Annotated in this window: 11 protein-coding genes and 1 pseudogene; 3 read left to right on the top strand and 9 right to left on the bottom strand. The window is 71.1% G+C overall.

Annotated elements, in window-relative coordinates; all coding sequences use genetic code 11:
• Positions 1 to 71: 71 nt before the first annotated feature.
• Complete coding sequence (locus AB0N63_RS15865; RefSeq protein WP_365529363.1) at positions 72 to 1,232, bottom strand: PP2C family protein-serine/threonine phosphatase; 1,161 nt, start codon at positions 1,230 to 1,232, stop codon at positions 72 to 74.
• A 159-nt stretch (positions 1,233 to 1,391) separates the two neighbouring features.
• Here AB0N63_RS15865 and AB0N63_RS15860 point away from each other — a divergent pair, with 159 nt between their 5' ends.
• Complete coding sequence (locus tag AB0N63_RS15860; protein ID WP_365529361.1) at positions 1,392 to 1,877, top strand: MarR family transcriptional regulator; 486 nt, start codon at positions 1,392 to 1,394, stop codon at positions 1,875 to 1,877.
• 216 nt (positions 1,878 to 2,093) lie between these two features.
• On the opposite strand, the gene AB0N63_RS15855 is transcribed toward AB0N63_RS15860, so the two are convergent.
• Entirely contained in the window at positions 2,094 to 3,251 is a 1,158-nt protein-coding gene (locus AB0N63_RS15855; protein WP_365529762.1) for a phospholipase D-like domain-containing protein, read from the bottom strand.
• Positions 3,252 to 3,609: 358 nt separating this feature from the next.
• Here AB0N63_RS15855 and AB0N63_RS15850 point away from each other — a divergent pair.
• Positions 3,610 to 3,832: pseudogene (locus tag AB0N63_RS15850) on the top strand (response regulator); the annotation flags it as partial.
• Between the two features lie 198 nt (positions 3,833 to 4,030).
• On the opposite strand, the gene AB0N63_RS15845 reads toward AB0N63_RS15850, so the two are convergent.
• Positions 4,031 to 4,354: an STAS domain-containing protein gene (locus AB0N63_RS15845; RefSeq protein ID WP_365529359.1), complete on the bottom strand. Its 324-nt coding sequence runs from the start codon at positions 4,352 to 4,354 to the stop codon at positions 4,031 to 4,033.
• Complete coding sequence (locus AB0N63_RS15840; RefSeq protein WP_365529760.1) at positions 4,354 to 8,337, bottom strand: SpoIIE family protein phosphatase; 3,984 nt, start codon at positions 8,335 to 8,337, stop codon at positions 4,354 to 4,356. The genes AB0N63_RS15845 and AB0N63_RS15840 overlap by 1 nt, the downstream gene beginning before the upstream one ends.
• 532 nt (positions 8,338 to 8,869) lie before the next feature.
• Between AB0N63_RS15840 and AB0N63_RS15835 the strand changes: the two genes are divergently transcribed.
• Positions 8,870 to 9,229, top strand: coding sequence for an STAS domain-containing protein (locus AB0N63_RS15835; protein ID WP_365529357.1), 360 nt, complete (start codon positions 8,870 to 8,872; stop codon positions 9,227 to 9,229).
• A gap of 281 nt (positions 9,230 to 9,510) precedes the next feature.
• Here the strand turns inward: AB0N63_RS15835 and AB0N63_RS15830 are convergent, their stop codons facing one another.
• The 5 genes from AB0N63_RS15830 to AB0N63_RS15810 all read right to left on the bottom strand — a co-directional run bounded on the left by AB0N63_RS15830 (position 9,511) and on the right by AB0N63_RS15810 (position 14,643).
• Positions 9,511 to 11,730, bottom strand: a complete 2,220-nt coding sequence (locus AB0N63_RS15830; RefSeq protein ID WP_365529355.1) for a SpoIIE family protein phosphatase — start codon at positions 11,728 to 11,730, stop codon at positions 9,511 to 9,513.
• Positions 11,727 to 11,933 (bottom strand): hypothetical protein, encoded by a 207-nt coding sequence (locus AB0N63_RS15825; RefSeq protein ID WP_365529353.1) that lies wholly within the window; start codon positions 11,931 to 11,933, stop codon positions 11,727 to 11,729. Before AB0N63_RS15825 ends, AB0N63_RS15830 begins: the two co-directional genes overlap by 4 nt.
• Before the next feature lie 132 nt (positions 11,934 to 12,065).
• Positions 12,066 to 12,905 (bottom strand): RNA polymerase sigma factor SigF, encoded by an 840-nt coding sequence (locus tag AB0N63_RS15820; RefSeq protein WP_365529351.1) that lies wholly within the window; start codon positions 12,903 to 12,905, stop codon positions 12,066 to 12,068.
• A 285-nt stretch (positions 12,906 to 13,190) separates the two neighbouring features.
• Positions 13,191 to 13,637 carry a hypothetical protein gene (locus AB0N63_RS15815; RefSeq protein WP_365529349.1) on the bottom strand — a complete coding sequence of 149 codons (447 nt, stop codon included), beginning with the start codon at positions 13,635 to 13,637 and terminating at the stop codon, positions 13,191 to 13,193.
• 604 nt (positions 13,638 to 14,241) lie between these two features.
• Positions 14,242 to 14,643, bottom strand: coding sequence for an STAS domain-containing protein (locus AB0N63_RS15810; RefSeq protein ID WP_365529347.1), 402 nt, complete (start codon positions 14,641 to 14,643; stop codon positions 14,242 to 14,244).
• Positions 14,644 to 14,803: the final 160 nt, after the last annotated feature.

Here is a 14,803-nt window from a genome sequence, read left to right as displayed (position 1 = left end):
CACATGGCAACGTTAGCGTCCGAAGCGCGCCGTGAACAACACCCGGCCGCCCGGAACGGTGCCCGGCCGGGTCAGCGGCCGTGCCAGTCGAGGCAGACCACCAAGGCGTCGTCCTCGGGGACCGCTCGGCCCCGGTGCCCGGTGAGTTCGCGCAGGATGGCGCGCGGGACCTCGGCGGCGGGCAGGAGCCGGGTCGCCTGGATCGCCCGTGCGAGCGCGGCGTCCCCGTAGGCCTCGCCCCCGGGGCCGGCCACCGCGTACACACCGTCGCTGACGAAGACCAGGCGATCGCCGGGCTCGGCCTGGAACTCCTGGACCACGTAGTCGGTCTCCTCGAACATGCCGAGCGGGAGCTGGGCTTCGAGGGCGACGGATTCCACCGTGCCGCCACGCAGCCGCAGCAGGCGCGGGGAACCGGCGTCCACGACCTTGGCGCGGCCCGTAGCCAGGTCGAAGTCGAACATCAGCACCGACAGGTAGCAGCGACCCCGGTAGTGGGCGTACACCGCCTGGTCCGCCAGGGCGGCCTGGTCGTCGATGGCGAGGCCGGCGCGGCGGGCGTTGCGCAGGGCGCTGATCGCCAGGTTCGTGAGCAGCGAGGCCTCGATACCCTCCCCCATGCCGTTGGTCACGTACAGCATCAGACGGTCGGCCGTGGCGGACCAGTCGAAGTTGTCTCCGAAGATCGCGTACGCGGGCTCCAGCTGCGCGCCGAGTTCGTACTCGGGACGAGAGCAGGAACGCCCCGGCAGCAGGTGCCACTGCATCTCCGCGGCCAGGGTGAGCCGGTCCCTGCGCCGCGCCTGCAGATAGACGTCGGTGTCCCGCTCGGCGACGACCACCTCGTGACCGAGCACCTCCGCGACGTCCGCGAGTTCGCCCAGCAGATTCTGTACTCCGTCTCCGCCCGGCAGGGTCACGGACAGCACACCGAGCCGGTCCCCCCGCACACTGACCGGAAGGTGCACACGCACGCAGCCGCCGGCGGCCGGCTCGACGACCGGTTCCTGCGCCCCGAAAGCCCTGCCCTCCACGCTGTTGTGCACAGACAGCGGGTCGGCGGTCAGCGGCAGCACGGACACCGGTTGGAGGACGGTCAGACCGTAGTCCGCCAGGAACAGCTCCACGGACTCGGCGCCGTATTCCTCGACCAGGACACGGCGGACCGCGTCCAGCAACTCATGGGGTGCCGCCGTGCGCAAGGCACGCTCGACGGCGACAAATCTGTTCACAGTACTGATTACACCAATCATTCGACGGACACTTACCGACCTCCCCGGGCATCGAGGTCATGCGAATCAGTCGCGGCGGAACCGTCCCAGGTGTGCGAACCACCTTTCGGCGCCGCGGACTCCTAGTAGGCTGGCAGCCGTCCCAGTGCCTGCGAGAGTGTGACAGTGGCTGCTTTCCGTCCGTATCCGGAGCCCGTCGAGGTCGCCCGAGTGACCGCGACGGCCGGAGAGCTGCTGGAAGTCCTGTGGGGCCGCGCCTCCACCGCCCCGGCGTCCGCCTCCCAGATGCGGGTCCTTCTCACGCTGGAGCACCAGGACGGCATCAACCTGCGCACACTCAGCGACGCCCTGGCGTCGACGCCCCCGTCCACCAGTCGGCTGTGCGACCGCCTGGTCGCCGCCGGCCTCGTCGAACGGGTGGTCAGCGCGGCCGACCGGCGTGAGGTGCGGCTGCACCTCAGCACCCGGGGCCGCGCGTTCCTCGACGACCTCCGGGCCCGCCGGGAGCAGGAAGTGCAGGCGGTACTGGCCCTGATGCCCGCGGCCAAGCGAACGGCACTGCTGGAAGGGCTGGACGCGTTCTGTCGTGCGGCGGCGCTGCAGATGCACGACAACGCCCAGCAGCCCGACGAGCGGACGGCCTGAACGCCGGGCCGGCCTCCCGAAGGCCCCGACGGCGTGAATCGTCGGTGGCGGGCGCACGAGGCGGCCTGAGCCCACCTGAACATTCCCCACCCTCCCCCACGCAGGCACGACACCGCCACTTTCTTGCCATGAGGCCATTGTTGTCAAACGGCAAATAGGTGGGCCGCTCCGGGGCGAGCACCGGCGCTCCGCCCGGCGGGGAACGCTCGCCGGCTCTCAGAGGAACCGCCGGATCGGGGTCACAGCGGCTTCCCTGGCACGCTGGAGCACGGCCCGGCGCCGCCAGCGCGCCAGGTCGATGTCCTCGCTGACCCGGAGGTCCGCGTCGTAGTCCCGGTCGAGCGCCGCGGTGAAGTCCTCGTCCAGGACTGCGAGCATGACCTCCTCGTCGTGGTCCATGGACCGGCGGTTGAAGTTGGTGGAGCCGATGAGAGAGGCGACCGCGTCCACGGTGATGATCTTGGCGTGCATCATGGTCGGCTGGTACTGCCGGATGCGCACGCCCGCCTCCAGCAGCCGCGTGTAGTGGTGCTGGCCGGCCAACTGGCAGGCACGCTGGTCGGTGTGCGCGCCGGGAAGCAGGATCTCCACGCGCACTCCGCGCCGTGCGGTGCGGCACAGCAGGTCGATGAAATAGGGGTCGGGGGCGAAATAGGCGGTGGCCAGGCGAAACCGCTCCTCGGCGGAGGTCAGCATCACGCGGACGAGGGTCTGCATGTCCTGCCAGCCGATGCTGGCCGAACCGCGCACGACCTGAACGATCGACGTACCCACCTGGCGGTGTTCGGTGAAGCGGTCGCGGTCGTCGAAGAGCTCGTCATGGCACTCGGCCCAGTTCTGCGCGAACGCCGCCGCGATGCCGTCCACGGCCGGGCCGCGGACCTGGACGTGGGTGTCGCGCCACTCGTCCGGGGTGCGGGCGTCACCGCACCACTCCTCCGCGATACCGACGCCGCCGGTGAACGCCGTGTGCTCGTCGACTATGAGCGCCTTTCGGTGGCAGCGGTGGTTCTGCTTGAACGGAGAGAGCCAGACGGGCTTGCGGAACCAGGCCACCTGCACCCCCGCATCGTCCATGAGATCGAGCAGTCGCCCCTCTATGGCCTTCGCACCGAAGCCGTCCAGCAGCAGCCGGACGCGAACCCCCGTGCGGGCGCGGTCGGCGAGCGCCACGGCGAAGTCCCGGGCGATCTGCCCACGCCAGTAGACGAAGGTCATCATGTCGATCGTGTGCCGCGCCGAACGAATGGCTGCCAGCATCGCGGGAAAGATGGCGTCCCCGTTGCGCAGGGGGACGAGTTCGTTCCCCTCCGTGGCGGCCACCCCGATGAGCCGCTCCAGACGGCGGCGCAGCCGCTGCTTGCGCGCCGCCATGTCCGGTGCGGCCCCACGCACGGGGACTGCCTGTCTGCCGTCGATCACTCCGTATCTCTCCTCGCTAGCCTGAAGGCGGTCCGTCGCGGGCTGCCACGAGGGCCCGGGATGCAACATGCCCTGCGGACGCTGCGGCATTCCCCGACGCCGGCTCGCCCCCTTCCGGACGCCGCCGACCGTCGCCGTGCCGACCGGGCGCGCATGCCGACCCCACCGGTGGGCGTGATGTCCCGGAGGCCGCCTTCGACGGGGACTTCCCCGTGCCCGTCCGACGTGGCGGAGCGCGAGGAGTCGTGTCCCTTCGACGACGCGCCGAGGAACGCGCCTGGCCGAAGGTCGACGGGTTCCGTCCACCGCGCGGTACGACGGCCGTCAGGTGCTGGAGAGATCAGGTCCGATCCCGAGCCGGCGTCCATCCCGTCGTCGTCCTGACGACGTCGGCCGCCGAGGAGGACGTCCTGCGCAGCCGCAAGCCGCAAGCCAACGCGTCTGTGAGCAAGCCCGCGGCTCCGAACCAGTTCCTGGCGGCCGTGCGGCAGATCGACGACTTGTCCGTCCAGGTCGGCGGCCTGCCCGGCCGCCGCTGGTCCTCACCCGGACCACGCCGATCGGGCACTCCTGCCCGTGAGCGCTCCGCTCCCGTCCCCCGGCCGTACCAGCGTTGTCCCCGCGCTGCGGGCACCTGCGCGGACCTCTACGCGTGGCGGGCGTTCGACGCGCACACGCCCGTCTGCCCGCAGCGCCGCTGGAGCGCCGCCGGGGCAGGGCGGCTCCGGAGATCAGTCCCGGGACGGGAGGTCGCCGGGGGCGTCGGGGCCCAGCCCGTGCACCGTGGCGAGAGCGGTGAGACCGGAGATCCGCAGGACCGGTGCGAGCAGGGGGGAGGCGATCACCTCGAGCCTGTCGGCATGGGCGAACAGCACGCTCAGCCCCGCGCTGTCCAGGTATTCCACTTCGGCCAGATCCAGGACCAGCGGGCCGGGCGTGTCGTCGAGGGCCTGGGCGAGGACGCCGATGTTGCTCATGTCGATCTCCCCGACGGCCGCCAGACGAGGCCGACCGTCGGCGCACCGGCCGGGGGTGAGGGTGAGCGGGGTGGTCATCAGGCGATCCTCATGTGCATGTCGACGGTGGTTCCGGACGGGCCAGGAGTGATGGTGACCTGCTGCATCAGGGCACGCATCAGGGCGACACCGCGACCGCGGTGAGCGTTGAGTTCGGGCTCCGGGGCCTTCCACCGGCCGGAGTCCGCGACGGTCAGGCGCAGATCGTCGACAAGAGCCTCGGCACGCAGCCGAACGCTCTCGCCAGGCGCATGACGATGACCGTGCTCGATGGCGTTGGCACACGCCTCGCCTGCGGCGACCAGGATGTTCTGCACGGTGCCGGGCGGCAGATCGCACTGGCCGAGCCAGCTGCGCAGGGCCTTGCGGACGGGCGCGAGCTGCGACGATTCGGCCGGGAACGTCATGTCCAACGGCGCCGGGTGACGGTACAGGAGCAGCGCGACGTCGTCGTCGTACCCGTCTGCCGGGGCCAGGCGGTCCATGACCTGCGTGGCGAGGTCGTCGACCGCGGTGTCCCGACCGTCCTGGATCGCTTCGCTGGCCTGGCCGATGCCCGCGTACAGGGAGCGGCGGCGGCGTTCGACCAGTCCGTCGGTGTAGAGCAGAAGGGTCGCGCGGGCCGGAAGCACACACTCCGCTTCAGGGCGCCGCCTGCCGGGACGGACTGCCAGCGGGGTGGACCGACCGTCTTCCAGGAGATGGGTGGTGCCGTCGGCGTGGACCAGGATGCCCGGTGGGTGCCCGGCGCTGGAGTAGGTCAGACGGCCGGTTCCCGAGTCGAGGACACCGCAGAAGACGGTGGTGCACGAGGCTCCTGGGATGCCGGCCGCGAAATGGTCCAGGGCCATGAGGGTCTGTGCGGGACTGGCGTCCTGGAGCAGCAACGCCCGGCAGGCGCTGCGCAGCTGACCCATGACAGTGGCCGCTTCCAGTCCCCGGCCGACGCAGTCACCCACCACGATGCCGATACGGCCGTCGGGCAGGGTGACCGTGTCGTACCAGTCGCCGCCGACCTCCAGCGGCTGCGTCGCCGGCTCGTAACGGACGGCGAAGCCGTCCGGAAGCCGGGAGGGACCCAGGATGGCGCGCTGCAGGGCGAGGGCCGTCTCACGCTGCTGGTCGATCTGATGGGCTCGGGACAGCCCCTGAGCGAGGTGGCCGGCCAGCAACGACAACAGGAGCTGGTCCTCGGCGGTGAACGGCCGGTTGTCGCCGAGGTCGATCCACAGGGCCAGGGGGCCCTGCGGGTGTTCCAGCAGGATGCCGGCACCCGTGTGATCGGCGACCGGAGTGAGCGGGGAGTGCTCGCGCAGGCCGGTGAGCAACTGACGCCGCTCAGCGGTCAGGTCCTGCCAGGCGCAGGAGTCGGTGGTCGTGAGCGTCGGCGTGTCCCCGTGCTGGAAGACGGCCCCCATGACGCACCGGGCACGCCACAGGGTCCTGAGTTCCCCGAGAGCGGTGGACAGCGCCTCCGGCAGACTGGTGGCCCGGGACAGGCTGGTGGTCAGCGAGGCCAGAGCGCTCTCGCGCTGGATGACGTAGTGCTCGGCCGTGACGTCGCGGAAGGTGCCGACGGTGACGGCGCGGCCGCTGTCGGGGTCCTGCGCCTGGGCGAAGGTGACGGTCACCCAGAGCCGGTGCCCGTCGCGGTGCCTGACGGGTATGGTGTAGGCCCCCTTCGAGGCGCCCAGCAGCTGGTCGAACGCCTCGTTCACGAGCCGGTGGGCTTCGGGGTCGGTGTCGGCGTCGGGCCACCAGGGGTGGAACGGCGCATAGGGCAGTCCCTCGGGGCCGTAGCCGAGGATGTCGGTGAACGCCGCGTTGATCTCGATGACGGCGCCGGTCTCGTCACAGACGAAGAACGCCTCCTGGAGGGAGTCCACCAACGCGGTGCGCCAGCGCGCGTGGTGCCACCGCAGTCGGGCCAGCTCGACGTTGGCGCGTACCCGGGCCAGGAGTTCGGCCGCGGCGAACGGCTTGACGAGGTAGTCGTCGGCACCGGCCTCCAGGCCCTCGATCGACGCCTCCTGCCCGGCCCTGGCCGACAGGAGCAGCACCGGCACCGAAGCGGTCCTCGAATCGCCGCGCAGGGCCGCCACCAGTTGGAGACCGTCCAGGCGCGGCATCATCACGTCGCTCACCACCAGGTCGGGCGCGCTCCTGCGCACGGCGTCCAGAGCTTCCTGCCCGTCGGCGACGGCGTCGACGTCGTAACCGGCCCCGGTCAGCAGGCGCGTGAGGTACTCGCGCATGTCGGCGTTGTCATCTGCGACCAACACCCGTGTCCGGACGGCGGGGTGGCCCGTCGGCAGGACCCCGGCCTCTCCGGCCGGCTCGGTCACGGCCTGCTCGACGACGGAGCCGGCCGTGTCGGACGGCAGCCAGCGCATCGCCTCCTGCAGGTAGGGGTCAGCGGTGCTGGGCACGACGCCGCGGGTCGCCTCCGGGACCACCGACTCGGACGGCAGATGCGCGGCGCCGAAGGGCAGACGGATGGTGAAACGGGTACCCTCGCCCTCCGTGCTGTCCGCGGTGATGACGCCACCGTGCAGGCCGACCAGTTCACGTACGAGCGCCAGTCCGATGCCACTGCCCTCGTTGGAGCGGGAACGGGCGTTCTCGATGCGGTGGAACCGCTCGAAGAGGCGGGGCAGTTCGGCCCGGGGCACGCCGATGCCGGTGTCGGCGACCGTGACCACCGCGTCGCCGCCCTCCTCGCCCACGGTGACCCGGATGGATCCCTCGAAGGTGAACTTCAGCGCGTTGCTGATCAGGTTGAGGATCACCTTCTCCCACATGCCCCGGTCGATGTACACCGGCCGGCCCAGCTGCGCGCAGTCGACGCGGAAGTCCAGACCGGCCTTGTCCATCGCGGAACGGAACACACTGGCCAGTTCGCCGGTGATGACCGCCAGGTCCACCGGCTCGTAACACGCCTGCATGCGGCCGGCTTCGATGCGTGAGAAGTCCAGCAGCGTGTTGACCAGCTTGCCCAGCCGCAGCCCGTTCCGGTAGATGATGTCCAGTTCGTCGCGGACATGGGCGTCGGACTGCTCCAGCCGGGCGCGCAGTTCCTCGACCGGGCCCATGATCAAGGTGAGGGGGGTCCGGAACTCGTGGCTGATGTTGGAGAAGAAGGTGGTCTTCGCCCTGTCGAGTTCGGCGAGTTCCTCCGCACGCCGTTGCTGCGTCTGGTAACTGCGGGCCGAGGCCACGCCGTTGGCGAGGTGGCCGGCGACCAGCTCGATGAACCCCCGGTAGCCGTCGTCCAGGGCCCGGTACCGGTTCAGGGCGGCCACCAGGAAGCCGTACGGTGTGTCGCCCTGCTGCAGCAGCGGCACCACCAGTGCCTGGGTGGGCGGCTCGTCCCAGTCGCCGGTCGGCAGGCCGGTGAACGGGTCGCCCTCCAGGGCCACCGACGTCACCTCGGCCCGGGACAGCGCCGCCGCCGGCCATACCGCGTCAGGGTCGTCGAAAGCCACGGTGTCCGGAGCCGCGGGGTGGCGATCGGGCAGGCCCGTCGTCGCTGCGAGTCGCGCCACGCCGCCCTGCTCCAGCAGATACGTCAGTGTGAAGGGCAGATCGCGCCGGTTGCGGCTGAGTTGTTGCCCGGCGAACGACAACATCTCGTGCTCGGTGCGGATGACGCTGGGGTCGGAGCCGAGATCGCGCAGTGTGGCCATGCGGCGTTCGCCGATGACCCGTTCGGTGTCCTCGCTGACCACGCAGAGCATGCCGACCACGTCGCCGTGGTCGTCGCGCAGCGGGCTGTAGGAGAAGGTGTGGTAGCTCTCCTCCGGGTATCCGGAACGCTCCACGAACAGCAGCAGCGCTTCGTCCCAGGTCGCCTGCCCGGTCCTGAGCACGGTGTCGATCCGGGGCCCGATGTCGCCCCAGATCTCCGCCCACACCTCGGCGGCGGGCCGGCCCAGCGCCCACGGGTACTTCTGGCCGAGTGTGTCGCGGCGGTAGGCGGCGTTGCAGAAGAACGTCAGGTCCGGCCCCCACGCCATCCACATCGGGAAGCGCGACGACAGCAGGATGCTCACCGCCGTCTGCAGACTCTGCGGCCAACTGGCCGGCGGCCCCAGCGGCGTCACCGTCCAGTCCACCGCGGCGAGGTCACGGCCCACCTCGGGGTCGGCCGCGAACACGTCGGCCGGCGCCCCCTCGGGTTCGTGCTCAGCGCTCTCGGGCCGTGCCACGCGACACTCCTTCGCTCATCTCCGGCCAGTCCTGCCTCGGTCGTCGCGCACTCCGCCACCTCGCGCCGCGCATCCGCTCAGGGTTCCCCCCATGGGAGGAGTGAAGCCCCTCCCCTGGCAAGGGCCGCGCCGACGTGCCTGGCTCCCCACCAGGCGGCGCCCACGAGCGGAAGCTGGAGCTTTTGTTGTTCGGAAGTTCGGGTGCCCTCTCCTCGGGAGCGACGCGACTCCGTAGGATAGACCAGCGAACCGTGTGCTCGACCGGACCAGCGCGGCCAAAACCACGCGCCACCGCCCCGCCTCGGCGCCCGGACGTTTCGTGGAACGCCGTAGGACAGGAAGCCCAGTGACCGACGCAGAACGCACCCTCACCGTCACCCCACGCCCCCATCGCGCCGACCTCGTGGTGCTGCATGTCGCCGGCGAACTGGACCACCACACCGCCCCGCTCCTGCGCCAGGCGATCGACGAGTTCCCGTTCGCCGACAGCGGCCTGGTCCTTGACGTGTCGGACCTGCTCTACTGCGACTCCACCGGTCTGACCGTGTTCGTCACGGCCCATCACCGAGCGGAGGCCGCCGGTTCCGGGCTGGTCATCGCCGGTCTGCGCGACGACCTCAGGCGCGTGTTCGACATCACAGGACTCGACCAGTTCTTCACGCTGCGTCCGAGCACGGAGCAGGCCGTCGCCTCCGTTTCCGAGTAAGGCTCGTTGCCGGGTCCCGTGACGAGGCGCGAGCGCGCGGGGACGCCGCCGCGACGGCTACCGGGGCGACTTGTGTGCGCAGGACTTCGACGAACTGCTTGCGTCGCTCGAGCCCACCGCCTCGGATGGTCTGCTCGGGCGCTGTCGGGATCGGTCGCGCAGCGCTGTCCGAGAGGAACGCGGCCCCGGGCGAAGACGTGGGCACGGGCACCGGCTGACCACCGTCACGGTGGCGCCCCGGTGCCGCCGCCGCGCCTGACGGGCCGTGCACCTCGGCGAACTCACCGGTCCCGGGGGCCGGTGGCGGTCAGCACGAGAGCCGCCTGGTCGTCGTCGACGCCGCGGCCCCCGGTGAAGTGGCGCACCGCCCCGTTCAGCGCGTCGATGACCTCGTGCGCGGCGGGCCGGGGCCCGACACGGGTCAGGAGTTCGGTGAGGCGTTCCTCACCGAACTCCGTACCGTCTCGGTCACGGGCCTCGGTGATGCCGTCCGTGTACAGCAGCAGACTCTCGTGCGGACGCAGGCGCAGACGGTGCGTGGACACCCGGCAGTCGCCGGACACGCCGAGCAACAGGCCGTTCGCCTCGACCGGACGCACGGTGCGCCGCGGTCCGAGGACCAGCGGAAGCGTGTGACCGGCCCGCACGAGCGCGATCTCAAGACCCTCCTCGGCCACAGAGAGATGGCCGTAGACGAGGGTGACGAATCCCGTGCCGTGGCTGGGGGGACGGTCGAGCAGTGCCTTGTTGACGGCTTTCACGACCGCGTCCGGTTCGGACAGGAGCGGCGCGATGGCCCGCACGGTGTGCCGGACCAGAGCCGTCGTGGTGGCCGCGACGGGGCCGCGTCCGCAGACGTCGCCCAGTGTGAAGGCCCATCTGCCGTCTTCCAGGGGGAAGACGTCGTAGAAGTCGCCGCCGACGTCCAGCCCCTCGCCTGCCGGGTGATAGTGGGCCGCGAGGTCGACACCGGGTATGGCAGGCAGGTCGGGCAGCAACAGGCCGGCCTGCAGGTCCCTGGCCAGGGCGACCCGCTGCGTGTACTGACGGGCGTTGCGGGCGGCGGAGGCGGCACGGCGGGCCAGTTCCTCGGCCAGGGCGACGCTGCGACCGTCGATGACGTGCTCGTCGGTGCTCAGCAGAGTCAGGGCGCCGAATGCTCTTCCACGCTCCATCAGCGGTACGCACAGGTAGCCGGTGACCCCCAGTTCGTCCCAGGGCCCCGGACCGGTGGGGGTGCGGCGAGCCACCTCGGTGGTGCCGGACGCCAGCACTCTGGCCACGACGTCGTCGGCCGCGCGGTGGACAGGGACATGGGACGAGAGCAGTTCCTGTCGGTGGCGGCCGGAAGCCGCAGTGGCGACCCGCCTGATACGGCCGGAGTCGAGGACGTCTATGGCGCACAGCGGCGCCAGCGCCGGAACGCAGGCGTCGGCCGCTCTTCGGAGTGTCTGGTCATAATCCAGATCGGAGGCCAGGGCGGTGCTGGCGTCGAGCAGGAAGGCCAGGTCGTCCCGGGCCGCCCGCGCTCGCGCCTCGGCTGCCAGCCGTCCCTGCTCCGCCCGGTGCCGCTCGATGGCCAGCGCGGCGGTGTCGGCGAACAGGCGCGCGAGAGCCAGGTCGCTCGGCCGGGGCGCACGCGGCGTCCGGTGGTACATGGCGAAGGTGCCCAGCAGGCTGCCGTCGCGTGCCAGGATGGGGGTCGACCAGCAGGCGCCGAGGCCGGCCTTCTCGGCCAGATGCCGGAAGTCGTCCCAGAACGGGTGGGCCGCGATGTCCGTGACGACGACCATCTGGCGCCGGTGCGCCGCGGTACCGCAGGATCCCACCCCCTCACCGGTCGCGATCCCGTCTATGGCCTTGTTGTAGAAGTCGGGCAGGCTCGGGCCTGCGCCGTGGCGCAGATGCCGTCCGTCCTCGTCAGCGAGGAGCACCGACACCAGCACCTGCTCCGGGGCGAGCGCCTCGATGGTGCGGGCCATGCCCTCGAGCACGTCCGGCAGGGGAGCCTGTCGGGCGATCTGCTCCAACAGCGCACGGTGCTCGGCCATCAACAGCTGAGCTTGCTTGACACGGGTGGTCTCCACCCCGATCACCCGGACACCCGTCACGTTGCCGTCGGCGTCCCTGCGAGGCTCGTAGCTGAAGTCGAAGTACGCTTCACGCGCCTCGGCGCCTGTACCCAGCAACACCCGGGCGTCGCGGGCGGCATAGGGCTCGCCGAAGCGATAGACCCGGTCCAGCAGCGCGATGAAACCCTGACCGGCCAGCTCCGGCGCCAATTCTGCCAGGGGCACCCCGAAACGGCCCCGGCCCTCACCGCCGATCGCCTCGACGAACGCCGCGTTGGCCGCCTCCAGCACGTGGGCCGGCCCGGCCAGGGACGCGAAAGCGGCCGTCGACTGCCCGAACAACGCGCTGAGGTCGTCCTCGGTCCGGCCGCCTGCGAGGAGGCTGCGGCCCCGTGGCTCCGTGGCCCTCTCCGGCGATGCGCCCGTCATCCGACCTGGCCTTCGTTCGTGTCGGCACCGGCCGCTGGCTGGACGCCGGTCGTGTCGCGTTGCGCGCCCCGGTGGCGCGACGGCACACCCCCACGAACGGCCATCGACGGCACGAGCCCTTCCCCCGCCGCCGAAGTGAACCGGGCCGCCGCATCACGCGGTGCCACGCCGTGCGCCACGGCCGCGACCTCCATCGAGAACACTCCGCGCTCCTCCCCTTGCCGGCCCAGATTCTCACGGCGAGACGTGGTCCGGGGAACCAGGTGGACAGGACCGGAACACGCGTGACCTGCGGCACAGCGCGCCTCGCGGGCCGGCCGGAGCCGGCCGTCCGGTCAGTCGGAGCTCAGCATGCCCTCACGGAGGCGGGCGAGCATTCGGCTGATCAGGCGTGACACGTGCATCTGCGAGATGCCCAGGCGTTCGCCGATCTCCTTCTGAGTGAGCTCCTCGACGAACCTCCAGTGGATGATCCGCCGGTCGCGTTCGTCGAGTTCGGCGACCATCGGTGCGAGGGCGTGGAGGTCCTCGACCAGGCCGAGCGCGGCGTCCTCGTCGCCGATGAAGTCCGCCAGGGCCGCTTCGCCTTCCTCGCTGCCGTTCAGGGCGGCGTCCAGGGAAGCGGACCTGTATCCGTTGGAGGCCAGGCGGGCCTCGACGACCTCGTCCTCCGGCAGGCTCATCAGCTGGGACAGTTCCTCGACCGTCGGAGTCCGCCCCAGGCGGCTGCTCAACTCCTCTGTTGCCCTGGCCAGTTGTACGCGCGCTTCCTGCAGCCGCCGGGGTACGTGGACGGCCCAGGTCGTGTCACGGAAGAAGCGCTTGATCTCCCCGACGATGTACGGAACAGCGAAGGAGGTGAACTCCACCTCGCGGGACAGCTCGAACCGGTCGATGGCCTTGATGAGCCCGATCATGCCGACCTGGACGATGTCCTCCATCTCCTCGGCTCCGCGGCTGCGGAACCGGCCGGCCGCGAAGCGGACCAGGGACATGTTCATCTCGATCAGCGTGTTGCGCGCGTACTGGTACGCGGCGGTGCCCTCTTCCAGCACCTCGAGCTGGTCGAAGAAGAGCTTCGACAGCTCGCGCGCGTCCTTCGGCGCCACCTTGGACGGGTCCGCGATCTGCGGTACGCACGGGACACGTTCGGCACTCTGCACGGTCGCCGTCATGGTGATCCTCCCAGTCGATCGGCCTCGCTTCCGCCTGTCCTCAGGCCGTCGCCGCTGCCCTGTACCCTCGTTCCCGGCGCCCATTCCCGGACGGCGAGGTACGTCTCGCGGGCAGCGACGCCCTCGGCCTCGCCGGGGAAGCCGGGGCGCGGTGCCGCTCGCGTGGGCCGGGGCGCGGTCCGCGACATGAGGAACTCACGGTGCTTCGGCCGTAGCGGACCGGTGTGGTGAGCGATCGTCGGCGTGGCGGCCTGCCCCCTCGGCGCCGCACGGGGCGTCAGACGATCACAGCGGCGACCGGCTGCGCGGCACCAGGGGCAGCCGTGTCCCACGCCCGTGCAGTTGGTCGAACAGGTCGCGCAGCACCCGGCGGTCCTGCGGCGGGGCAGTCAGCAGCGTCTGTTCGAGAAGCTGGCGACGGCGGTGGCGTGTCGCCTCGAGGACGCGCCTCCCGGTGCCGGTCAGGGAGAAGGCGCCGGACGAGAGCCGCCGCACCAAGGTGCGCTGTGCCAGCGAGGCGAGGAGTCCGGCCGCCGCCGGGGGGCTGACACCGAGCGCCACGGCGATGCCGAGTTCGCCCGACTCGCTCTCCACGGCGAGCAGGGCGCGCATCTGCTCGTCGGTGATCGTGGGGGCGACGTCCGCACGTGCCTCCTGCCACAACCGCATCAGCGAAGCGGCGACCTGCTCCGCCGCCGGCCTGGTTCCGGCGGTTTCGGGATCCACTGGCATGGCCTTCCCCTTTCCTTTGCGCCGTTTCGCCCTGCTTACCCGCCTCTTGCCACATCAGGCACGGTCTGTTGTTCGAAGAGCCCGCGAGCTGGGGCGCGGGGAGAATCGGCGGGCCGGGTCGGTCGGTCATCCGGGTGACGGCGGCCCCGGACGGCCGAAGACGGCCGGTTCCGAAAGGGGCCGCCTCGTCGATCGGGCGACGGGGTCCACCGGACGCCTGCGCGACACCGCGTACGCCGGCTCACGCCAGGGGCGGGCCGCCGGAGAGCGCGACGGCCGGACGGCGAAGCCCCGGCGACCGGCGGGGTCCGTCAGGAAGGCCAGGCTCCGCAGGCAACTCGTCGTCGACGTGCCGCACAAGACCGTCCACACCTTGTCCACCGGGGTGGTCGCCGACGTTCTCGTAACGGGCGACGGCCGGTTGCGGCCGACGGCGTGCCGCCCCGCGCACCGGCGGTGCGCGGACGTCGGTCCCCTGTCTCGCGACCGGGCCCACGGCCGTCACGGCGGTCGGCGTGATGCCGCCGGGCGGCCGGCGCGCTCTGGTGCGCAGTCGGGCCGACCACGGACGGAGCGGCAGGCCCGAGCGGCCTCCTGCGGCGGCTCAGGAGAGAACCGCGGCGTCGACCGTCGGCCGCGTCTCCAGGACGGCGTCGACCCCGGTGATCTCGCAGAGCCGCCGAAGCTGCTGTGGCGGCGACACCACGCGCAGGGTGGTCGCCTGGTGGGCCTGGATCAGCACGTTCAGGAACGAGGAGTCCGCGAAGGTGACACCGGAGACGTCCAGGACCACCTTCGAGCACCTTCCGGCCGCGGTGTCCAACGCGTTCGCCAGAGGCGCGACCGACTGCATGTCGTAGGAGCCCTGCGCGACGACGACCCAGACGCCGCGCCACTCGTACTGGATCACCCCGGGGCCGTCAGGCGCGCGCTCGCCGGCATGCGGCACCGCATCCTCGGAACGGTCGTGGTCGAGCGCGGGCGTGACGGCCTGGTTGCAGGACACCCTCGATCCCTTCTCTGCTCTCCCTCGCGGGATCAAGTCAACGATTACCGGAAAAGTATGTCACGTATCCTGGTTCCGGCAATGACGCGCACTAAAATGCGACCATGCTCGGAGTGCCCGAACCCCACACCGGTTGGACGTTCATCACCAACCACGCGCG

Origin of the sequence: Streptomyces sp. NPDC093260 (genome assembly GCF_040683715.1) — a bacterium.
Classification (GTDB): Bacteria; Actinomycetota; Actinomycetes; order Streptomycetales; family Streptomycetaceae; genus Streptomyces; species Streptomyces sennicomposti.
Note: the sequence above shows the minus strand (reverse complement) of the source record. Positions and strands in the feature narration are given on the sequence as shown.